Raw genomic sequence first — 21,794 nt, 5'->3', positions numbered from 1 at the left:
CGTTCATCGGCTCGCATCGTGCTTCACTTTAGATCCTCATGCTCAGGTCAATAATGGTGCCAGTGCGAAATCTGGCTTGAATAAAAGTATATTGGACGCTGGTTGGAATCAATTCATCGCCTTTTGTCAGTACAAAGCTGAGAACGCTGGTACGGTGCAGGTGGTGTTAGTTGACCCCAAATATACCAGTCAAGTGTGCAGCAGTTGTGGCACGGTTCGCAAGAAGACACTCTCAGAACGTTGGCATTCTTGTGAGTGTGGCTGTGAACGAGATAGAGACCACAACGCCGCTCTCAACATAAAAGCTCTTTGGCTCGGACGGAGCCATCAGGAAGCGCAAGCCTCCTGAGAAGCCCCCGGCTTGAGCCGTGGGGAGTCGTCACTCTCTTCTTCACGTGCATCAGTGGCGTTCAACTTGCCGGTCCGGCTACCTTGCTCTATTGGGTGCTTGGCCTCTTCTTCTTGATTCCGATGGCGGTAGTGGTGCGTTGGCTCTCTCGGTGGCTCTCTTTCTATGGCGGACATTACATCTGGATCAAACAGATCGTAGGAGGACGCCTAGCGGAACTGACAGGCGTCTGTACCTGGTTATTTGGAATGACCATCATTGTAACGACCCTTCAAGCAGCACTCTTGCTCCTCCCAGCATGGTTTCGCTCTCCTCTTATCTCCTATGGAGGAGAAATGTGCCTCTTGCTCGTCACAACCATGCTCGCCCTGATCCCATTGCACTCTTTGAAACATCTCTTATTTGCAGCCGCTGGTTTGCCTGTCGCAACGTTTTTTCTGGTGGGCCTGGCCGGGGGATGGTGGCTTATGCAAGGGCATGCTCCAGTCATCGGTCTCCACATATGGCAGAGCTGGCATGCCTGGTTGCCCTCTCCGCGAAACATAGGGATCTTTGGCATCGTGGCATGGGCATTTATGGGCATAGATTGGCCCTTCATCATGGGCAATGAAGTGCGTGGTGATGAGGTCGCACGACAACGGGCCGGGCGCTTCCTCTGGTGGGGCTGCGCCTGTATCTTGCTGGCTTATCTTGCCGCCACCTTCGGCGTCATGGTGGTCGTTCCTCCAGAAAAGGCAACCTCCATGACGGCGATGGTGATTGCGACACGTACGGTCTGGGGACCAACATGCAGTAATGTGGTCTTGGTCATGCTTATCCTCAACCAGATTGCCACCTCTGTTGTGATTCTGCTGATCTTCTCCCGTCTTCTCATCGCCATGGCACAGGATCGCTTGTTTCCTTTCGCGCTGCCCCGCCTCTCTCGCCACCATGTGCCTCTCATTGGGATAGTGACACAAGCACTTTGTTGCACGCTGCTCTTTACCGTCATGGCCTTCCTCCTTCCCCTCTTGGGGTACTCCCTCTCAGCGAGCCTGTGAATCTTGTGCTGCAAGCACTTGAGGCTCTTGTCTGGTCGATAGCCACACTGATCCTCTTTGGATGCGTCATTTGGATGCTCATAAGCAGACATTCACTGGCTTGGAGCAGGATTGTCCGCCATAGTCCCCCAGGTCGGCGGAGCACACATCTCGCTCTGGGAATGACACTGCTGGGATTCGTTGTCACCCTGGTGAGCACTGCCCTGGTGCTCACCACCTCCTGGGCATCACGATGGCTCTCCACCCCTCAATGGAGCCTGGCACTCGTGGTGAGCACTGGATCGTTGGTGGGGATTGGATGGCTTTGCACAGAAGTCTCTCACCAGGGACGCTTGGCACATGATCTGAGTCAGGAAATACGTCAGAACAATGCCCTGCGAGCACAAGTAACCCAAGCATATATGCGCCAACAGCATCTGGTGCAACGGCAACAGGAATTGTTGCAAGAACGAGACAGGCTATACCGGGAGCAGGTAACACGAGCAGAACGTGATGCCCTCACAGGGCTCTGTAACCACCGCACATTGATGAGCGCACTGGAACATTTGCTCACCAGGTGCCGGGAGGAAGGAGCAGGCTGTGCGGTGCTGTTCCTTGATCTGGATCATTTCAAACAGATCAATGATATGTGGGGGCACCGCGCTGGGGATGCCCTCCTCCATCAGATAGGCAAGAGCATACAGCAATGTATGGCAGAGCTTGATACGAACCATGTCGCTGGACGCTATGGAGGCGAGGAATTTATGGTGCTCTTGTTTGCCGTGAACGCCCAGGAGGCGGCACACATTGCCAACCAACTCCGCGCTCGCATTGAACAAGAAGTGCTCGTGTGGAGAGACGAACACCTGTCATCTCCTGTGAGCGTACGTGTGACAGCGAGTATTGGTATGGCGGTGTACCCAATCCATGCCACCAGATATCAGGACCTGATTCATCGGGGAGATCAGGCCATGTATCAAGCGAAGCAACACGGGGGCAATCGCGTCTGTATCGCTGGCACGCAAGGGCAATGGACAACCAGCGGGGAAGGGCAGACAGAAGGGCTGACCTCGATGGAGACGATGACGGAGCAAGCGTTGTTGGCCCTCTTACAAGCACGAGATTCCCAGGCATATACACACGGGCAACGGATGGCAGGGCTGACAGAGGCAATAGCGAAGCGGATGAAGTGTAGTGCCAAAGAGGTGGCAATGGTACGTCTTGCGGCTCTCTTGCGTGACCTGGGGAAAGTGGGGGTATCTGAGGAGCTTCTTTCCCAAACGGGACCACTCACCGCAGAGGAGCAGGATGCAATACAGGCTCATCCCACCATTGGACACGCTATTCTGGTTCAGGCAGGTGGCATCTTCTCCCTCCTTGCTCCTATTGTTGCCGCCCACCATGAGCACTGGGATGGGAGTGGCCATCCGAGAGGACTGCAACGCGAGAGCATACCGTTCCTCGCGCGCATTGTAGCGGTCATCGATGCCTTCGATGAAATGACCTCGCCAAGCGCAGATCGCGAGGCAAGAGGAGAGGGAGATGCCTGTGCACAACTCATACAGGGAGCAGGAACACGATATGATCCGAACGTTGTGCAAGCCTTTTTGGATGTCTGGTCTCTCCGTCAGCGCCAGAGACAACAGCAACCTCGGCTAAGGGCATCCATTGAGCAAGAATAGTCCATGAGGCAAGAAACGCTTCGAAGCAAGCCAACTCCCCCATATTCCCTCTTCTTTGAGTGAAAGCAAACCAAGACGCACAGCTACGCTATGAGATCACAATGGTAACGTTCTTGTAGGCTCTCCTGGCTTGATGATGATACGATAATATGACCGCAGCATAGAGAGCGATGATGGAAGAAATTCTTTGAACTATTAGCGCGGAAAGGAGGCTAGGAGGGCATCAGCCTGCTCCAATTAATGTAGGAAAACGTATGCAAGCATAGTTCTCATCCATCTTTTGTTGTTGCTGCTTCATCCGTAGGTGCCTCAAGACCTCCAAGGCCTTTTTGGTCTTACCCCGCGTCCACAGCCAAGTTTACGTCATCGTCTGAGCCAATACCGGTGACGACTTGATCAATGAGCCCGATCAAGCGAAGGGCTTCCGCCAGAATGTTGAGGCCAGCGTTGTGATCACGATCTTGTGGCAACTGATAATAGGCACAGGTGGGGTTTTGACAAAGAAAGAGGCGATCAGACAACTCCATGCTTTCCCATTTCCACCCACAACTATGGCAGGTCTTGCTTGAGGGAAAGAAGCGCCCCACCTTCATGACCTGTCCGCCACGTTGCTGCACCTTGCTCGTCAAAAGGTTCAAGAGTTTCCCAAGCGCAGCATCCGAGAACGAGCGGGACAATCGCCGATTCTTGAGGAGCCCATGCAGGTGAAGGTCTTCAATGCCAATGATCCCATAACAGTTAGCTAGCCTGGTGGTCAGCTTGTGAAGCACATCGTCGCGCATGCACGCAATTTGGTAATGCAAACGTGCCACGTGTCTGCGCGCTTTCTCGCGGTTCTTTGACCCCGTTCTGCGGCGATGCAGTCGCTTGTTGGCCTGACGCAGCTTCTTGAGCGCCGTTTTGAGGAATGCTTGGTTCTCGTATCCCTTCCCGGTACTCAAGGTGGCCAGTCGATTCAAGCCAACATCGATCCCTACGGCTGCTTTCCTTGGGTCTGGGAGTCGATCGGCGACTTCGACGGTAATACTGATGAACCACCAATCGACGATGTTCGTGATGCGTGCGCCTGCCACCTTCCCTTTGAAGCGCAGGTTCTCTGCCATATTGACCCACCCGAGCTTGGGAATCCAGATATGGTGGTCCTTCAATTCCAGTTGATCGTTGGCTAGATAAAAGCTTGGTTTGCTTCGCTTTTTGCTCTTGAAGCGAGGGCGACGGGCCTTGCCTTCAAAGAAGGCGGTAAACGCTTTCCCCAGGTCCAGAAAGGGCTGATCAGAGGCGTTCTTCGTGACCTCCCACGTCCAGGGGAACTCTTCGCGCCTGATCGCGTTGAACTGCTTCTTGAGCTTGAGCGCGGTTGGTTTTTCCCCGGCTGCGTACTGTCGCTCCCATTCTGCAAGCGCCCAGTTCCAGACAAAGCGACTGGTTCCTGCGGCTCTGGCAAAATAGTTGGCTTGTTCCGGTGTGGGATGCAAGCGAATTTTATGTGCGCGAATCATTGCCCATTACTTCTGAAATATGCTAACACCTTCTTCGCTCTATTTTAGAACATTTCTTCTGGGGTGCCAATGAAAGAAAAATGTCTTATCCTTGCCAGTATTTTTCCCCGTTTTCATACATTTTTGAGAACTGTCAAATTCTCTTTTTTACTTTCTGCAACGAAAAATACAGAGAAGCACGCATTGAAGATGCCTGGAAGCAGAGCTTCTTCCTCGCAACGTGTCTCTTCATTCTCCTGAAGATCTTCTTCTGACGCATATTCTGCACTTCCTGCTCTCAAACAGAACAAATGACATCCAGTTATGAATGTCTCAAATGATGTCAATGGAAAGCACAACCACACTCACTCGGTAGTAACGATCATCCTCAAGCCGCTTGGAAAGCTGATCAAGGTATGAAGGAGTTCGTACTCTCGGCTCCTGTGGTTCTCAAACTCAAATTACCGTTCACTCAAGAGGTTACAGGGGCCTTTGCGCCAGCCGCGTCGATATTTCTTCGGAGAGAAGCCGGATTTCGGGATACCTCATACCAAAATCAACCCTATCGCCTGGCACTGTTACGCCGCTGCACTTCCCAGAGACAGGATATTGAAACCATTGGAACACTCGTCATTGGCAAAAATGATGGATGGAAGCAAGAGATCAACATGGGGAAGCGGAATAATCAACAGTTTGTGCAGATTCCTTTTGCTCGCTTCATCGACATGCTTACCTACAAAGCCGAGATGGTTGGGATAGGCGTCATTTTGCAAGAAGAAAGCCACACGAGCAAGTGCAGCTTTCTTGACCTAGAACCCATTTGCCATCATGAGCGTTATGTGGGGAAGCGGATCAAACGAGGCTTATTTCGTGCCAGCAACGGGAAACGTATCAATGCGGATGTGAACGGGAGCCTCAATATCATCCGAAAAGCAATCCCCAACTCCTTCGGGCAAGGGATAGAGGGCGTGGCAGTCCGTCCAGTGGGTGCTCCCACAAACTGAGCAATGCTTGTCATTGTTCAGGTGAACTGTAGGAGTTCTCTACCGATAGAAAGTAGAGCGCATCTGGCTTGTTGAAGTAGGCACCCATGCTGGAATGGTCTCCTACGTGGCGGATACGTGCAAAGGAAGCGAAACTGAGAAGATTGATCCTTTCCCCTCCTCACTGCTCACCGTGATTTCTCCTCCATGATGCTTGATGATCTCATGTGCAATGTATAAGCCCAGACCGAGTCCGGGAACATAGTTCTGCTTGGAGGTATCAACACGATAGAAACGCTCAAAGAGTCGGTCCTGGCGCTCCTTGGGAATACCAATCCCAACATCTTGGATGCGCACAAAAGCTCCATCTTGCACAGTCTCCAGGGAGATATCCACATAGTCTGCCTGAGGGGAATATTTGATGGCGTTGCTCAACAGGTTGGTAAAGGCCTGTCCAAGTTTGTCCCGGTCCCCACTAATTGTCGCATGCGAGGCTCCATGAATCGTTAACCTATGACCTGGGCTCGTCAGTTGTGCCGTTTCAACAATCTCGTTGATCAACGCATCCAGATCAAGAGGTTCTTTGACATAGTCCAATCTCCCTGCCTGCATTTTTGCCACATCGAATAACTCAGTGACAAGCTTTGTCAATTGATCAATATGTCTCTCCATCTTTGCCAGAAAACGGAGAGACTCGCTTAAACCGCGCTTTTCACTTTTCTTTTTCTCAAGTTGCGTTAAACCTTTCAAGGCAGTCAATGGCGCTCGCAACTCATGACTTGCCATACCGATGAAGATATCTTTTTGCTGCTCGAGCTGTTTGCGCTCGGTAATATCGATATGGGCAACCACCGCCCCTGCATTTCCTGGAAGAGGGGTGGCGCTCATCAGATACCAACTCTGCCGCGCTGGCGAAAAACAGGGATATTCTAAAGTAAATGAGGATTGTCTTCCTCCCAGGACCGCCTCAATACCTGCGAAAGCTTCTGGAGCCTCTTCAGCAGATGCTCCCTGTGCGTGTTTACACACGTCCAGGTAATTCATCCCTATCCCGGTACGTGCCAATTGGTCAGGTGAACAGGATTCTCGCGCCTGGCGTCTCCATGCTTCATTGACAATGTGAACTCTTCCGTTGGTATCCAGAACTGCCATCATGACCGTCATTGAGTCTAAAATAGCCTGGGCAAGAAAGTCACGAGCTTCCGGGTTCTTGGCAAAAAGACCATTAAGACGTCCGAAAGGTTGCTGGCTTTCCCCATATGGTTCATGCTGCATGCAACTACCTTCCTGGATAAAAAGGGAAGCGCTTCTGTCTCCATCAATCTCTTCCCCATTGTAAGATGCATCTCTTTCCTTAGTACTATAGGAGTTCCATCCAAGCTGAACAGACGCTCCAAAAAGGAGACCATTCCAGCATGGATGCCTGGCTTCAACGAGAGCGAACATTATGGTTGGTGCACACTTACTGATGCGTTGGGTTTCGCTTTTGCCTCTTACAGATGTTTGTCCGGTATGTGGTATCCTAGGCAGAGGAAGATGAAACCATGAAAGGAATGGGCCTCATGGAAAAGAAGACCTATACTGCCGAGTTCAAAGTGAAAGCTGTGCTGGAAAGCTTGCAACGAGACACCACCTTGGAGGCGGTCTGTCAGAAGCTTGGCGTCTCGCGCTCCCAACTGATCCGTTGGCGGCAGGAATTCCAGGAGAAAGCGCCGGACCTGTTTGTGGACAAACGCAACCCGAAGCAGAAAGCCATCAGTCAAGGCTACGAGCCAGGAGAGTCGCCCGATGACCTCAAAAAGATCATTGGCGAACTGACGGTGCAGAACGAGATCTTAAAAAAAGCTTCGCGGCTGCTGGGGGGAAAGTAAGACCGCGCCAACTGGTGGAAGTGGCTTACCAGTTGTGTGTACCCAACGGCCCGTATCCCAAAAGCCAGATCGCCCGCGCTCTGGGCATCGGCCGAGCGACGCTGTATTGGCCCAGCAAGCAGGCGACAAAGGATAAGCAGGTCGCGGTCGCCATTGAACAGTGGCATGAGGTCGATGATACGCTGGGCCATCGCAAGCTCGCGACTCTCCTCAAGATGAGCAAGGATCGTGTCCGCCGCGTCATGCACAAATATGGGATCACTGCTCGGCGCAAGCAGAAAAGGTACGTCTATCCCGGCAAAGCGAGCCAGGTTGCTCCCAATCTGGTCCGCGAGTTGGACCCGGAGAGCCTGGCCGAAGTCGTCTTCTCCGACATTTTTGAGGTTAAACTAGCGGATAGGACAAAAGTGCGAGGCTGCTTCACGCTCTGGAAGCGGACCCGGCATATTCTGGGCCTGGACGCGCGAGTATCACATGCGTGCCGAGTTAGTAACTGCTGCGTTGCAAACCCTGGCCTTTGACGTGCCTGACCTCATTTTCCACAGCGATCAGGGCAAGCAGTTTGGAGCAGAAGCCACACGCCAGCTCTTGCTGGAGAAAGGCTTCCAGATCTCGATGAGCCGGGCTGGTACCCCGACTGACAACGGCTATGCGGAACGCTTCGTCGGCCTGTTCAAGCTCGCCGTGGCTGAACGCTGCCGCTATCAGACCTTGGGAGAGTTTCTGCGGGCAGCCCAGGAGTGGGTCCAGTTCTACAATACCGTCCGGCCTCATGAGAGCCTGGAGTATCGTTCACCCGATCAATTCGCTCAGGAGCACGGTTTACCCGCTGTTCCTTCTATTACCCTGTTTTGATGTCTAGGATTTCAAGGACTTTACATGGTCATTCGTACTGTGAACCCTGAACAGCCTTGGCGTTCAGCCAGAATATCAATTCCTCTGCGCGGTCGTTATCACCTTTGTCCTTGCAATGCTCGTCCTAAAAGTTCTTCGTTCAATCTTTGGTGGTTCGTCGCATGCTTCTTCTCACTACCATACGAGAAGCGGATTTTCTGATCATGGACGGCACGCAATGGAGAACGCTCAACGAGCGCATCAGAACGCGATGGAGAGCGCTCAACGAGCACATCAGAACATGATGCATCGGCACTAACCGCATCTATGGTGAGATAGGGCTAGGATCACTATAACTCGTCTCCAGAGGCGCTTGCACACTGCTTGTAGTAGCGCTTACTACTGCATACACAGCGCTACTCCGATTTACTGCCACATTTGTCCCTATTTTCCCCTTGTCCATTCGCAGTATATCATATACACTCTAAGTATCCCTTTTTCTCTTATTGATGCATTCGGATCGCGCCTTTCTTCTTGAACAGGCTCGCAGAACCAGTGATTGATGAGAGCATTGTTCCCTCCAACAAAGGATCGCGCCTTTCTTCTTGAACAGGCTCGCAGAACCGATGATGGACGAGAATATTCTGCCTTTATGGCACAAAAGCTTGTCATGCAACATCTCTTCAAAGATGGAAGCATGTCAAGGCTGGAATGCAGAGGCCTGTGTTCCAGACGTGGGCCGATGCCCAGCAATAGTTATCCCTATTACCCAGATGGTTGGTGATGCTCGTGGTCAGTCCCGCTGAGGCAGCGAAGGCGCGAAAGCTGCACAGGAAGCACCAGAGGGAAGGTGTGGCCTACAGCAGCGAGTGCCGCGTCTGCACTGGCGAGGTCGAGGAGTAGCACCTTGACGGTGTGAGTGAGGCTGGGATTGGGAGCCGTGTCACGACGAGCGGCCCCAATCCCCCGCTCACGTTCTTTCTCACGGCTTCTCTGTCAGGAGATGTCTTCTCTCTATCAGAGAGGGGAGATCGCTTCGACAGAGCGTCGGAGTGCCGATACTCACGTATCGGTCTGGTTTCAAGGGAAGGGCGCCATGTTCAAGAACAAGGACCAGAAGGCCGTCAAGGCCGCCAACAAGGCGAAGTGCGCAAAGTGCCGCAAGGGCGGGATGGACTGCGTGAATTGCAAGAACCTCGTCAGGGGAGAGGGTGTCTGCTGCTGCGGCAAGCAGGTCACCAAGTGGTGAGGTGATCAGCAGCTCGCTACTGATCTCATGTAGGTGAGTAGCAGTTCGCTATTGATCTCACCCAGGAGGAGGGGTTACCAGCCAGGTAACCTCTCCTTCTCGTGTATCCGAAGGACTCAATTGGCGACATTGCCAAAAGGTATAAGCAGGATCTCGCGCCACAACTTGCTACTACGCATCTAGAAGTAGACAGCCTGATTGTGCTATCTACTTCTAGATGCGCAGGATATCTACTGGAGCGAAACCCTGATCATGCTAGTCATACGACGCAAGAAAGGGGAGCGAATCCTCCTTTCAGGAAATATTCTCATTGAAGTGCTTGAGGTAGATGAGGGGAGGGTCAAACTCGGGATTACCGCTCCTCCCGAGGTCACTATCGTGCGCGAGGAATTACTGCAGCGGCAACCACCCCTGCTGAAGCCTCCTGTGACCAAACCAGAGTGAGGTGCTTGTTCCCTTTTCAAGGAAAAGCCATGTTTTGAGAAAGTGAGGCAAAACATGTAACCACAACATGTTCTCACCCGTATTACAGGAGAACACATGTTCTCATTCGTGAGAACCGCAGCGCATAAGAAGGGAGATCCCTGAGTGGATGTTGAGTCGCTCCATTCGCCCGGGACCTCCTGGCGCTGCACGTGCACCAGGTTGTAGCCCTGCTCTCTGGCAGCACATCCACATGGAGACAGAAGCACCTTGTTGGCTGGGCCTCTTCTGAATGGAAGAATAAACAGACAAAGAGGATGTTCGAGAGAGAACGGAGTATCTCCCTGTCTTCATCCCGCCTGGCACGGTGCCCCAAGGCACCTGCCTACAGCTTCGGAAGTACTGAACGAACATCTCCCACCCCCAGGGAGCACGTTGCCTTTTTCGACCGAAGCAGGATGTGCACGCTATGGGAAAACGACCCAGACTGCTCTACGAAGCCCTTCAACGGCTTGATGGCTTGATGGCCCTTGGACAAAGCCGTGCTGATGCCAAAGCACAGGCCCGAGCGCAGGGTGAACATTTCTGGTCGTTCTCTGATGGGAAGATGCACTCCTATCAGACGCGGGCCACCTACCAGGACATGGTGATGCGCTTTTTGCGCTGGTGCCGAGCAAACTATGGTACAAAACGCCTGGTCGACGTCGACCAGCGTGCAGACGAGCTAGCCTCAGCTAGTAAATTGGATGAAACTCCGACCGATTTTTGGGTGAAACCGAGGAAATCAGCGCGAAACCCAGGAATCATCCACAATGCAAGTTGAACTATGGCTCTGGAGGCGGCTCATGGCACTCATTGTCTGTAAATTCACAGGTCTGGTGATCGGGGAATTCCCGTCTTTTCTAGCCGAAAGAGAAAGCATGTGTGCCAAATGTCGAACCTTCAGACTCCTTTCATGCATGGGCTGATACAGGTAAAGCACGAGATACTTGTGGTGCTGACTATCCGAATTGACAAAAATGGAGTCCAACAATCTGCTTCTGGAGCAGTTTTACCAAGTTCTAATGGTCAATTCCTTAGTTTCATGCCGATTTCCTTGGTTTCACCCAAAAAGCCGCATGAGTTTGACCCAATTTACTACAATATGAGCACCGATCACTGACGCTCATCACCCCAATCAGTATAGTCCATTTTCATTCGCTTTCATGTCGCAGCGCGACATCACGCTTTGGGGGAAAATGAGTATGGTTGGCGCGCATACACGCGCCAACCATACTCATGAGAATGTGGCTTGAGGCACATATTATCCTATCGTCAAATTGACACTGATGGGTGTTATAGATGCTCTGACGGATCGGCTAATTGCTTCATCCGGGTCCAAGGAATAGAAGGCTGGGGGAGGCCTCGCTTCTGCAAGGCCTGTTTCATTGTACGCCTGGCACGGATGAGGGTAGTAATTGGCCCTGGAGCTCCTGCCATATTTATACCAGGCAAAAATCGTTGAACATGAAAAAGAGAAATATCTTCCTGGTGCTCCAATGTGCCTTGGAGTGCAAAACTTTTGAGATGCCAGAGCTTTTCATCATGAGAATGGCAGAGGAGTCCAGCAGGACCTGGCACGATCTGGATATCCGCAGGCAGGTGTATCTGTAACGTATGTTCAGTCTCATCAATCTCTGGCTGGCAACGCACACTCACAGGATATCCCTGAGCATTGAGACCTGTGAGGACTGCATCACGAAAAGAATGTAGATATTCCTTAAGCTTGTTATTCTCCATGCTTCACCTCAATTGTCTGACTTGCTTGCTGAGTATCGCCTTCATGATACCAATGGATAGAATGTGGAGTGATAAAGATGCACCAGCGAATATAGTACCAACTCATGAGTTTACGCGTCAACGCGTTGCTGTTATAGCTTTTGCTGGAAGGCTGGCGTTGATAGAGTTCTCTCCAGAACTTTTCCATATCTTCATTTAGCACCACGATCTCATCAGAGACTGCTGCGTCTCCTTGCACCAAAACGGTGGGAGGATGGGTTAGCCCGCTCCCGGTCGGATCAGAGAAAAAAAGCGATACTTTGGGATTTCTGCGAATATTCCACACCTTTTGGGGAAAACTAATCGATGTGGTAATCAGAAACTGTCCACGTTCAGGAAAGTAGACCGCAGATACAGGCCAGGTTACAGGCATGCCTTGTTTATTCAAGGTTGTAAATTCGCAACACCGAAAGCTTTCAAAGACAGCGGTAACCTCAGATGGTAATGATAACTCAAGCATAGAACTCCCAATGGTAAAACTGCTGACATCGGGTCAGAGACTTCAGATTGCATACCAAAAGTATGGCCGATCACAAACTTTTCTATTCACTATAGGCCGAAGCGCATCAGTATCATACAGGAGAAGACGACCAGAAACCCTAAGAGCTCCAGGAGCGCAAAGAGTTTGGCCTGCTGAACAAGGGCCGCGCTGGAGGGTGAAAGGGTCCCATCGGCCAGGAGCATTTCCTCCAGAGGAATGTTGTTCAAACGCTCAAACGTTCGACCCATTACAAAGACTCCCCAGGCCAATGTGCCCAGAGCCACCACAAACGAGATCAAAAACGTGATTCCATAGGCTGTCCCTACTAAAAAACTCAGGCTTTGGACCGGCCCAAATAGTGTTCCACGCAACAGCCCAAACACAATTACCAGTAAAGCTGTTGATATCATCGCCTTGTTGCCCAGTGACCCTAATGGCTTTGCCACTTTTCGTTGGAGCTCCAACGGCAAACTCCCTATCGCTGGAATAACGACAAAGTTGCCATAGAGCGCTCCCCCTAGCCAGAAGATCGCGCACAGGACATGTAACCACTGGATAACGTAAAGAAGCAACATAGATTTTCCTCTATGCATCTATGCAAAATATGCAGAGTCTCTCTAAGCAGGCTCTTCTGTAAAGAAAAGAGAGATAAAGTTTGTATAGCAAATCACCACACAAAAGGCTAACAGTACTATACATTACTATTGATCCCTAAACAATCTTAGAAAGAAAAAAGGCTATGCGAGGGAGAGCAAGATTATTCATAAGATTCCTTTGCTCCAACACTAGCAATCGTTTACTAGACATATCTCTTCAAACTGAGACTTGCTTTAAATAAGGTATGAAAAAGGAAAGGTAAAGAATACAAAATGAGTTGCCAAAACACGGTGAACGTTGAAGCATAATGTGGCAAAACTTGTCCATGATATGCTTCACAGGCGCATCGGCACGATATGCTTCACAAACCACATTTGCGTCTGAATAGTGGCTCAGGCCAGTTCTAGACTTACCTGAAGCGTACTTAATGAAAATACAGCTTTGGAGAGCTGCGCATCTCATCCAGATGCTTCTGGCGCAAAAGTGGGCCTACCTGCTGCCAGCATATGCTTCACAGAGCCATTTTGAGTTAGCGCGGACGTTCCGCGTAGGAAGCCATTGGTAAATAAGGTGAAGAGCGAGCAGGTTTTTGGGTCAAGAGCGAGCAATCAGCGCCAAGAGTGAGCAACACAACCATTTCTGTTTAGCGAGATGGCTCTAGAAGCCCGTTCACAGCTTTCGGCGATGTAAATTCATGAGCAAAATTTGCTTGAATTGTGAGCAGAAGCCCCTATCCTTCGGCCCAGCTTTTTGGCTGAAAGGAGCGATCTATTCAGGTCAGCCTGCTACCGCTGTCTGCATATAACAGGCAAAAGCGGGAAAAATCGCGTGCGAATTTACAGAAACGATTCAGAACAATCCGCATCTCAAGCGGTTTCTCTCGCCAGCAATAGCTGAGCTGTTCACTCTTCGCGCCGATTGATCACTCTTGACCTCAAAACCTGCTTACTCTTGGTGATTACTACCACTTTGAGATGAAGACGATCATAGTCGTTTTCAAATTCGAGATGCTGGCAGAAGTCCTCTTTCACGAATCTCAGCGTCGAGTGAACACGTACCCAGTGGGGAAACTTGATCAAGACATGGTTTGCACATACCGTTAGTAATGCTTGCGATAAAATTATTGCACAGAGCAAAGAGATTTGAGTACACTACAAGCATGGAGAGTTGTCGTTTCTCATCGGAAGTGTCCCTGGTGTTGGTAGAGCACTGAGAGGGGTTCTTGTGCCGAAACGTCGATATAAACGTAGAGAGCCTACGAATGATTGGCAACAGATCCATCCACTGCTCAAAGATACCGCACAGATCAATTACGAGATAATTAGGCCCGTCGTGCTTTGGGGTCAAAACCCCTAAAGAGCGAGGAGCGCAAATAGGAGAATATATACAAAGGCGGTGCATCACTCGAATACACCGCCTTTCCACCAAAATTGTTCATTGATGGAAATTAAAGTTTTTTACCAAAACACCATGAATGATTGTCATAACCATTACGCTTATAAAAAGCATGCGCATTTGTACGCTGTACACCACAACATAAGTAAATATTTACTACGCCTTTATCTTGTGCGTATTTCTCGATAAACTGAATCAACTTTGTTCCAATGCCTTTATTGTTTTTATCGCTTTTAACTGCAATACCAGTAATTTGCATCTGTTGTTCCTCAAAGCCTACTGCATACGTTTGTACGGAAGCAACAAATCCAACAACATCATTCTCAATTACAGCTACAAATGTTTTGTAATTATCATCGTTTTTTACTCTGTCATAATGCGGAGCGATGTTTTGAGCAGTCACCCATTTATTGCCAATCTCATCATTCCACAAAGACAAAACCGCAGGGTAGTCTTTTTTTTCAATTTCGCGGATAAATACTTCCATAGCAATCTCAACTCCTTAAAATATTTATACTGCGCTTAAATTTTCCAAGTGGTGCTGTACATTTACATGAATATTCCCTCTCTTCTTTTACTGTCTATTTTACCGGTTACGTTACACGAAGAACAAATGGGTTCGTCACTCTCTCTTTGATCCTTCAGTAACAGAAGGAACCTATAAACTTTCATTTTTATCGCAAGCATTACTAACGGTATGTGCAAACCATGTCTTGATCAAGTTTCCAGTGGGTCAGTTCTGTAGTATCATTTTCTAAATTTGCCTCATTTCCTGCCTGGTTAAGAGCGCGTTGGTAAATGACTTGCGACATAAGCGAGTTTGGCCCTCCGATGTAAGCACTTGCCCACCGATATGAGCAGTTCAGTTCATGACTGCGAGCGCAGCCGCTTCAAATGCGGATCATTCTCAATCATTTCTGTAAATTCGCGTGCGAATTTTCCTGTTTTTGCCTGTTATGAGTGGGCTATAGTAGCATGAAACCCAGCGAGACGCGCCTGCTTCAGTCCAAAAAAGGCCGGAACAGGGCAGCAGAAGCTCACAATCCAAGCAATTTTTGCTCATGAATTTACACTATTGAAAGTGGTAAATCTGCTTGTAGAGCCATGTTGCTCATCTCTTGCTGATGAGCTGATCACTCTTCGCGCCGATTGATCACTCTTCGCCCGAAAATCTGTCAACTCTTCGCACTTACTACTATCAGAGCGTGTGAGGACCTCTTCCCGCAACCGTTGAACGTCGCGCATCGGGGGGGCACCGAAGAGGTTTTTGTACTCACGATTGAAGTGGGAGGCGTCCTGGTAGCCCACACGATAGGCTGCGCTGGCCGCGTCGAGGTCTTCACTCAGCATCAGACGTCGTGCTTCCTGGAGTCGCAACTGTTTCTGGAATTGCAGAGGGCTCAACGTTGTGACGGCTTTGAAGTGGTGGTGGAACGCTGAGACGCTCATACCCAGTTCGTGCGCGAGAGTCTCAATACGCAGTGGCTGGTCGAAGTTTTGATGGAGGAGCGCAACTGCTCTGCTAATATGGGTGGTATGGCCCTCCTGGATCGCCAGGTGCCGGAGCCTGCTCCCCTGTTCTCCCTTTAGAAGCCGATACATAATTTCCCGTGTGATCAGTGGCTGAAGAACTGGCGCTTCGTCAGGGGTATCCAGGAGCCTGACAAGCCGAACGATGGCATCCAGCAGATGGACATCCAATAGGGCGACATCAATGGCCCTCGTATGGGCAGTGCCGGGAGGCAAGGTGTAACTCGCCTCAAGCATCGCTGCACTGACAAGGGCGGGGTCCAGTTTCAGGCGAAGGCCGAGGTAGGGCCGCTCCTTCGAGGCTTCCAGAACCTGAGAGACATTGGGCATCTCGACGGTGATAAGCAGGTAATGCATGGGATTGTACTGGTAGCGGCTCTCACCAAAAAGCACTTCTTTGCTTCCCTGAGCAGTGACACACAAGGATGGCTCAAGGACACTGTGATGCGACTTGAAAGGGGCTGAGGAGCGGGACAGATGCAACCCCTGGAGCGGCTGGCTGGTCCCATCGAAACTCATGGCCCGCCCAATTCGCTCGCTCAGTTCTTCACGATTGGCTGCGAGCCTCTTCGTTTCGCGCTCTGCTGGCTTGTGGATCATGACACTCATCGAAACCTCTCCTCTGGTTTATCGCTGGCAGGTCTGGAAGACGTGCAGAATCAGACAATCATTGGCGAGAATCATTCTATCACCTGGTGCGAAGGTGCGTCTATAATGACTACCAGGGGAGCAGGAGGCAACACCGAACAGCTCTGGACAGTCTCCGAAGAGCGATGGAGAAGGACTGAGAGAGATGGAATTGAAAGAGGCTCTTCCATTCTCAGCGTTCTACGCTGGCTATCCAACAATCCAAAGGAGAGAGAGATATGGAATACAAACGGCTAGGCAATTCAGGGTTGAAAGTTTCACGGATCATTTTGGGCTGTATGGGTTTTGGGGACTCATCACTTGACACGTATAACGCGAATAAGTGGGCGCTCGGGATCGACGAGGCTCGGCCCATTCTTAAGCAAGCTCTGGAAGCGGGAATTACGACGTTTGATACGGCTAATTCTTATTCGCTCGGTGCCAGTGAGGAGATTATTGGCAAAGTCCTCTTTGAACTGGCCAGACGCGACGACGTGATTCTTGCGACCAAGGTCTTTTTCCCGATGGGGCCGGGTCCCAAAGATACTGGACTCTCCCGGGCCGCTCTCTTTGCGCAAGTCGAGCAGAGTTTGAAGCGGCTCAAGACGGACTATATCGACCTGTATCAGATTCATCGCTACGACCCCGATACTCCGATAGAAGAAACGTTGGAAGCCTTGCACGATCTGGTGAAGAGCGGCAAAGTGCGCTATATCGGTGCCAGCAGCATGCCTGCCTGGCAGTTTGTTCAAGCACAGTATGTGGCTGATTTGCATGGCTGGACCCGCTTTGTCTCGATGCAAGACCATTACAACTTGCTCATGCGCGAAGAAGAACGGGAAATGTTGCCGTTCTGTCTCAACCAGGGGATTGGGGTGGTTCCGTGGAGTCCGTTAGCGCGAGGCCTATTAACTCACGAATGGAATGCGCAAACCAAACGTAGTGCAACCGACCAGTTTACGAAAGCCCTTTACTCCAAGACGGAGGAAGCCAACCAACAGATCGTCGAGACCGTGAGAACTATTGCCCGAGAACGCCAGGTTCCCATGGCGCAAATCGCTCTGGCATGGCTGCTGCATAAGGAGGCGGTGACTGCGCCTATTGTTGGCGCGACCAAACCACAACATCTAACGGACGCTGGCGCGGCAGTCGATCTCAAACTGAGCGACGAAGAAATACGACGGCTCGAAGCACCTTACATCCTCTAGATTCCTGTGGGTCGCTACCTACGCTCGGGCGTCCGAACATGGCTGGCCAAATAGGAAGGTGTGTCACGCCCTTTGCCGTGCATCTCAAAGGAATACCGTGAGCCCCCGCTTGTCAACACACGAGTGGGGGGACTCATTTAAAACCCATACATACAGAGATTCACACGAAGATCGCTCTCAAGAGGCCCTCCCCATCAGGCGCGTCTCCTCAAGTCAACAAACAAACGGAAGTCGATACGGATCTGCTTTTCCCATCTCTCATCAGGTCGGCAAAAGGTCCACGATCTCACAGGCTCCTCGAGGAGGTTTTTCTTCTTCATATTCAGATAGCCCTTTTGCGCATTCCAAAACACGCTCTGAAGGGTGGGAATTTGATCTGAATCATGGGAATTGACGCTTTGATGCCTGGGAAAACCGCTTCACAACTGGCTTCTTCCATCGACATCTGGTAAATTAGCCTGTGAAGAGCAAGAGAACGAGTCGCACAGTTCTCTTGCTCTTCACAGGCTAATTTACCGCTTTGATACCCGATAGGTGGATGTGATATGGGCGCAGGGTTCGGTCTCTCCATCTGACTTCAGCCAGCATTCCAGATAAGAGAGTCTGCCACCACGCCGAACGATGCGGGCTTCAGCAATCAGGTCGGACGCTCGCGCTGGTCGAAGAAAAGTGATATTGAGATTAGTCATCACAGGTATCACTTCGGCCCCCAACGCCGCCATTACACAGCAGTACATGGCGGTATCAGCAAATCCCATAACCATCGGACCTGAAAATACCTGTCCACTGCCGTCCTGCCATGGCTCTGTCCCCATGAATGCTGAGTTGTAGGGCAAACGAACGCGAATTGAATTGCTGCCTACGTGCTCCACTCTTTCACCATGGTGATCAATCGGTGGGAGATTCTTGACGATCATTCGCTCGGCTTCCGAGGCTGTGAGTGCCGGCGCCATCTCATCCGATTTGATCTGCTCGTTCATAATCTGTCCTCCAGGATGAAAATCACAATATTCCAGGGTTCTTCGAAGCGTTCCACCAGTCAGTCTGTCTGAGATAAAAGACGCAATTTACAGCTTCTAGAAGAAATATATCAGATGTGGAGCGGTTTTCTCAGGCATCGAAGCGTCAATTCCCATGATTCAGATCAAATTCCCACTCTTCAGTGCAAAATCGGTCCACCCTTCAGCTAATTTACCACTTAAAAAGCACGGAGACAGAAGCTGTTCTTTTACAGGAAGGAGAGGATGTGTTCCCTACCCAACTCTCACTGTTAGGGAATGACGAAGAAGATCAGTGATCTCTGTTAATTGCAGTTATCTGGTACGTCGTATCCTGGACTTTGCACATTTTAAGCTGAGGAACAGACGATATCAGCGAAGCGAGAGAGGTCTGAGCGCGGAAGTAAAATGACATCAGGGTTTTGGGGCAATGTCGAATAACGGAAATCATTCCACAGATGACGCCGTATAGCAGCAAGCACATCGGCGAACGTCGCCTGGCGCTTTCGATACCACGCTGTTTGTTGGAATGGAATATCCCCTGTAGGATGGAGGTGGTGACCAAGCAACGCGACCAAGCTGTAGAGCCCAAAGAGGCAAGGCGTCATCCGCTCGATCGCCTTGTCTGACCATTGTCGCTGTGTCTCCACCCCCAAATGTGCCCGGCTCTCTTCAAAGGTGACTTCAGCACACCAGCGTTTCATAAAATCGGTAATGATGGAAAGGCCAGATTGAGCTTGATCGGTCGAGAAGTAGGCTCGTGGCTCGTGTTTCCGCTCGGGATCCCGGGTCAAAACCCATCGGATAGGTAAAGGCGTTTGACCTCCGCGATACCACAGTGCCGTTGCACTGCACCATTCGATCAGCCGTTTGCCTTGTCCATACCATGTGATCCAGGCTTGCTGCCAGGGAGTATGTGAGTCAAAGAGCACCTGATCCAACTGCGGGAGGCGTTGTCCAATCAGGCGTGGTCGCCCCATTTGGCGTGGTTGACGTGCGGGAGGAGGCGTATAGAGACAGGCATCAAAACGCAACGGGGCGATGAGCATTATCTGCTGCTTTCGGCAAGCCGTTCCCAACTCTACAACACTATACGCGCCATCACCAACAAGCTTGATAGCTCGATCAGGGAGCCATCGACGTACAAGCCTCATGAGTTGTTTTGTCCAGTCTGGAACGGTTTTCTGTCGGCGTCCTCCCCTTGTATCTACCTCCTCGGAAGTCAAACAAGACACAGAGAAAAGGAAGTGCCCAGGGTCGGCTCGCCCAAGGAGGGATGACGATGAGCATCAGACAGAGCCACCTCAAACCACGGCTGATCCTCTTGTGCTTCTCTGATGAGCGCACAGGGTCATGGTAGTATCCACACTTGGTAATATGTGGCCCCCATCGCCGCTCTAACGTTTCATCTGCTACGATTTCAACAGTTGCTCCTTTAGGAACAAACGTCTGAACAAGCAGCAGCAACAGAAGGCGACTGATTCGAAGAGGAGACCAGCGCGCACGATTGAGGACATGGTGGAACAGATTGAAATGCCTTTCCTCTTGCAGTCCGACTGCTCGTAGCGCTGCCGTTATGGTCCTGCGCCCACGCGTCAGGAGCACTCCTTCAATAAGTTGCACGACCTTTTGCCAGGTTGGCTTTGTGAAAGCTACTCGGAATGGAGCTAAAAGGCTCGCAAGAGGATGTGGGAACACTGGAAGAAACCTCCTTTTCTCGCACAACGGATACCCCCTATTCCTTGCAGTCTACTGGCAGAGGTCAAAAAGACTCTTCCGTAAAAATGTGCAAAGTCCAGGTATCTTTTCGTCAGAAAGGCACTGACAGGCCAGATGGGAAGGGGTTTCTCCGGACGTTGGGCCGTCGATTTCTCTATTTCGTGCCGATTTCCCAGGTTTCACCTCAAAAAGCCTCGAACATTCACGCTATTTACTAGAATGATGAAGAGGGTGCCTCGATGCCAAAGATTTGTTCCAGGTCGCGACTATACTTGTGCTCCGCCCGCTTGAGTACTTTTAAGTAGCGCCCAGTGGTCGCTAGGCTCTCATGGTCAAGGAACTCCTGGATCTCGCTCGCGCTGACTCCCAGCTGGTCGAGGGTCTTGGCAGCCGTGTGACGGGTCACGTGGAATTTACTGGTTCCCAGGCGACGCGCACAGATTTGTTCCAGGGCCTGGAGCGAGAGGGACTGCCCGCGGCTCTGGTTGCGTGAGAGCGACATCCACACAGGAGCTTCACCTTGGGCAGCCCATCCTGTGCCATAAACTTGTTCCAGGTAGGTGATCAGCGCGGCACTCGTTTCTTCTCCGAGCTGCCGCGTGCTGCGTTTGCCGCCCTTGGCGCGTGGGAAGGTCACGCGGAGCGCAGCGCCAGCGCGGGTGAGATGGCCGACCCGCATGTCGGCGAGCACCTGGACCCGTTGACCGGTATGCAGCGCCAGGCTCAGGAGGGCGTAATCACGCAGGCCACTGATAGTTGTCCGGTCAATAGCAGCCAGAAGCTTGCGCATGTCGAGGGGTTCGATGGCCTCGGCACTGGCATAGTCATAGACTTTGCGCCGCTCCAGCAGTTCAATGGGATTGTCGCCCTGGTAGAGTTGCTGCCGATGGGCATAGACAAAGAGGCTGCTGAGAATCGCCAGGCGTTGGTTATAGGTGCTATTGGCGGGTGCGCCGGCGCGGGTCGAGGTAGCGGCACGTTCCCCGGCCCAGCGCTGGACAATCAGGAGCCAGTGCGCTCGGGTCCCGCGCTCCGAGAGATCCATGAAGAGGTCATAGCCCTGGGCGCGCAGCGCGTCACGGCAGGAGAGGGCCGTACTATGATAGGCGAGATGGGTCTTGCGACTGTGTGATTTGCCGGTCTTGGCATCCAGCCAGGCCACCAGGATGCCATCCTCGGGCAGATGCACCAGGTGTGGGCATCCTGTGACAATGCACTGAAAGACCTGTTCCCCTGTGAGAGCCTGGCTCTGGAGGATGGGGAGGTGCGCAGTGTCTGCTCTGTCGCTGTGGTGATCCTGGTGGGTCGCTGACTGGTGAGTGTGCATAGGGTGAATCCCTTCCTATATATAGGTGTGTCGTGGGTGAGAGGTGGGAGATGGGTCGGTCATGTCTCCCTGCCCTCTGGGTCCCCTCTGCCTGGCCTCGATCTTTGTGTTTCCCTGTCGTCGCATGACCTGGTTGAGGGGGGTCGAATCTGGGTTCTCTATACCTGAACTAATGATGGTTAGTTCAGGTATCCTTCCCCAGTATA

The 21,794-nt window shown here is 51.3% G+C and carries 20 protein-coding genes and 2 pseudogenes; 11 read left to right on the top strand and 11 right to left on the bottom strand.

Annotation, left to right across the window (positions count from 1 at the left end; translation table 11 throughout):
* Nucleotides 1-52 precede the first annotated feature (52 nt).
* The 3 genes and pseudogenes from KTE_RS34120 to KTE_RS34110 form a co-directional block, all read left to right on the top strand.
* A pseudogene (locus KTE_RS34120) lies at nt 53-349 on the top strand (RNA-guided endonuclease InsQ/TnpB family protein); the annotation flags it as partial.
* The gene (locus tag KTE_RS34115; protein ID WP_201389574.1) at nt 310-1,389 is read left to right on the top strand and encodes an APC family permease; all 1,080 of its coding nucleotides are present in this window, start codon (nt 310-312) and stop codon (nt 1,387-1,389) included. The pseudogene KTE_RS34120 and the gene KTE_RS34115, both read left to right, overlap by 40 nt.
* A gap of 5 nt (nt 1,390-1,394) precedes the next feature.
* The gene (locus KTE_RS34110) at nt 1,395-3,050 is read left to right on the top strand and encodes a diguanylate cyclase (RefSeq protein WP_236600790.1); all 1,656 of its coding nucleotides are present in this window, start codon (nt 1,395-1,397) and stop codon (nt 3,048-3,050) included.
* A 335-nt stretch (nt 3,051-3,385) separates the two neighbouring features.
* Here the strand turns inward: KTE_RS34110 and KTE_RS34105 are convergent, their stop codons facing one another.
* Nucleotides 3,386-4,549: an RNA-guided endonuclease TnpB family protein gene (locus KTE_RS34105; protein ID WP_201389562.1), complete on the bottom strand. Its 1,164-nt coding sequence runs from the start codon at nt 4,547-4,549 to the stop codon at nt 3,386-3,388.
* 590 nt (nt 4,550-5,139) lie between these two features.
* Between KTE_RS34105 and KTE_RS34100 the strand changes: the two are divergent.
* Nucleotides 5,140-5,532, top strand: a pseudogene (locus KTE_RS34100) (IS200/IS605 family accessory protein TnpB-related protein); the annotation flags it as partial.
* Nucleotides 5,533-5,634: 102 nt separating this feature from the next.
* Here KTE_RS34100 and KTE_RS34095 read toward each other — a convergent pair.
* Nucleotides 5,635-6,786, bottom strand: a complete 1,152-nt coding sequence (locus KTE_RS34095; protein WP_201389560.1) for a PAS domain-containing sensor histidine kinase — start codon at nt 6,784-6,786, stop codon at nt 5,635-5,637.
* Nucleotides 6,787-7,073: 287 nt separating this feature from the next.
* On the opposite strand from KTE_RS34095, the gene KTE_RS34090 reads away from it, so the two are divergent.
* The 6 genes from KTE_RS34090 (at nt 7,074) to KTE_RS34065 (ending at nt 10,711) form a co-directional block, all read left to right on the top strand.
* Nucleotides 7,074-7,382 carry a transposase gene (locus tag KTE_RS34090; RefSeq protein WP_201377694.1) on the top strand — a complete coding sequence of 103 codons (309 nt, stop codon included), beginning with the start codon at nt 7,074-7,076 and terminating at the stop codon, nt 7,380-7,382.
* A gap of 14 nt (nt 7,383-7,396) precedes the next feature.
* Entirely contained in the window at nt 7,397-7,903 is a 507-nt protein-coding gene (locus tag KTE_RS34085; RefSeq protein ID WP_201389546.1) for a hypothetical protein, read from the top strand.
* Nucleotides 7,857-8,237 carry an integrase core domain-containing protein gene (locus KTE_RS34080; RefSeq protein WP_201389544.1) on the top strand — a complete coding sequence of 127 codons (381 nt, stop codon included), beginning with the start codon at nt 7,857-7,859 and terminating at the stop codon, nt 8,235-8,237. The genes KTE_RS34085 and KTE_RS34080 overlap by 47 nt, the downstream gene beginning before the upstream one ends.
* Nucleotides 8,238-9,312: 1,075 nt before the next feature.
* Nucleotides 9,313-9,465: a hypothetical protein gene (locus tag KTE_RS34075; RefSeq protein ID WP_201389542.1), complete on the top strand. Its 153-nt coding sequence runs from the start codon at nt 9,313-9,315 to the stop codon at nt 9,463-9,465.
* 252 nt (nt 9,466-9,717) lie between these two features.
* Nucleotides 9,718-9,909: a carbon storage regulator gene (locus KTE_RS34070; RefSeq protein ID WP_201389540.1), complete on the top strand. Its 192-nt coding sequence runs from the start codon at nt 9,718-9,720 to the stop codon at nt 9,907-9,909.
* 448 nt (nt 9,910-10,357) lie between these two features.
* Nucleotides 10,358-10,711, top strand: coding sequence for a hypothetical protein (locus KTE_RS34065; protein ID WP_236600788.1), 354 nt, complete (start codon nt 10,358-10,360; stop codon nt 10,709-10,711).
* A 512-nt stretch (nt 10,712-11,223) separates the two neighbouring features.
* Here KTE_RS34065 and KTE_RS34060 read toward each other — a convergent pair.
* From KTE_RS34060 to KTE_RS34040, 5 genes are all read right to left on the bottom strand, one after another.
* Nucleotides 11,224-11,667, bottom strand: a complete 444-nt coding sequence (locus KTE_RS34060; RefSeq protein WP_201389538.1) for a hypothetical protein — start codon at nt 11,665-11,667, stop codon at nt 11,224-11,226.
* Nucleotides 11,657-12,166: a pyridoxamine 5'-phosphate oxidase family protein gene (locus KTE_RS34055; protein WP_201389536.1), complete on the bottom strand. Its 510-nt coding sequence runs from the start codon at nt 12,164-12,166 to the stop codon at nt 11,657-11,659. The genes KTE_RS34060 and KTE_RS34055 overlap by 11 nt, the downstream gene beginning before the upstream one ends.
* Before the next feature lie 89 nt (nt 12,167-12,255).
* On the bottom strand, nt 12,256-12,762 hold the full coding sequence (locus tag KTE_RS34050) for a hypothetical protein (protein WP_201389534.1): 507 nt from the start codon (nt 12,760-12,762) through the stop codon (nt 12,256-12,258).
* 1,469 nt (nt 12,763-14,231) lie between these two features.
* Entirely contained in the window at nt 14,232-14,666 is a 435-nt protein-coding gene (locus tag KTE_RS34045) for a GNAT family N-acetyltransferase (protein ID WP_201389532.1), read from the bottom strand.
* A gap of 572 nt (nt 14,667-15,238) precedes the next feature.
* Nucleotides 15,239-16,318 (bottom strand): AraC family transcriptional regulator, encoded by a 1,080-nt coding sequence (locus KTE_RS34040; protein WP_236600787.1) that lies wholly within the window; start codon nt 16,316-16,318, stop codon nt 15,239-15,241.
* A gap of 257 nt (nt 16,319-16,575) precedes the next feature.
* Here KTE_RS34040 and KTE_RS34035 point away from each other — a divergent pair, with 257 nt between their 5' ends.
* A complete protein-coding gene (locus KTE_RS34035) occupies nt 16,576-17,544 on the top strand; it encodes an aldo/keto reductase (protein ID WP_201389530.1) in 969 nt (322 codons plus the stop codon).
* Nucleotides 17,545-18,056: 512 nt separating this feature from the next.
* On the opposite strand, the gene KTE_RS34030 is transcribed toward KTE_RS34035, so the two are convergent.
* The 4 genes from KTE_RS34030 to KTE_RS34020 form a co-directional block, all read right to left on the bottom strand.
* The gene (locus KTE_RS34030) at nt 18,057-18,524 is read right to left on the bottom strand and encodes a PaaI family thioesterase (RefSeq protein WP_201389528.1); all 468 of its coding nucleotides are present in this window, start codon (nt 18,522-18,524) and stop codon (nt 18,057-18,059) included.
* 368 nt (nt 18,525-18,892) lie between these two features.
* Nucleotides 18,893-19,696, bottom strand: a complete 804-nt coding sequence (locus KTE_RS49980) for a hypothetical protein (protein ID WP_374226835.1) — start codon at nt 19,694-19,696, stop codon at nt 18,893-18,895.
* Nucleotides 19,668-20,147: a transposase gene (locus KTE_RS49975; RefSeq protein WP_374226853.1), complete on the bottom strand. Its 480-nt coding sequence runs from the start codon at nt 20,145-20,147 to the stop codon at nt 19,668-19,670. The genes KTE_RS49980 and KTE_RS49975 overlap by 29 nt, the downstream gene beginning before the upstream one ends.
* Nucleotides 20,148-20,475: 328 nt before the next feature.
* Nucleotides 20,476-21,588, bottom strand: a complete 1,113-nt coding sequence (locus KTE_RS34020; protein ID WP_201389526.1) for a tyrosine-type recombinase/integrase — start codon at nt 21,586-21,588, stop codon at nt 20,476-20,478.
* Between the last annotated feature and the right edge of the window lie 206 nt (nt 21,589-21,794).

The organism is Ktedonobacter sp. SOSP1-85 (assembly GCF_016587415.1).
Taxonomy (GTDB): Bacteria; Chloroflexota; Ktedonobacteria; order Ktedonobacterales; family Ktedonobacteraceae; genus Ktedonobacter.
The sequence above is the reverse complement of the archived record's forward strand: the minus strand, read 5'-3'. Positions and strand labels throughout refer to the sequence as shown.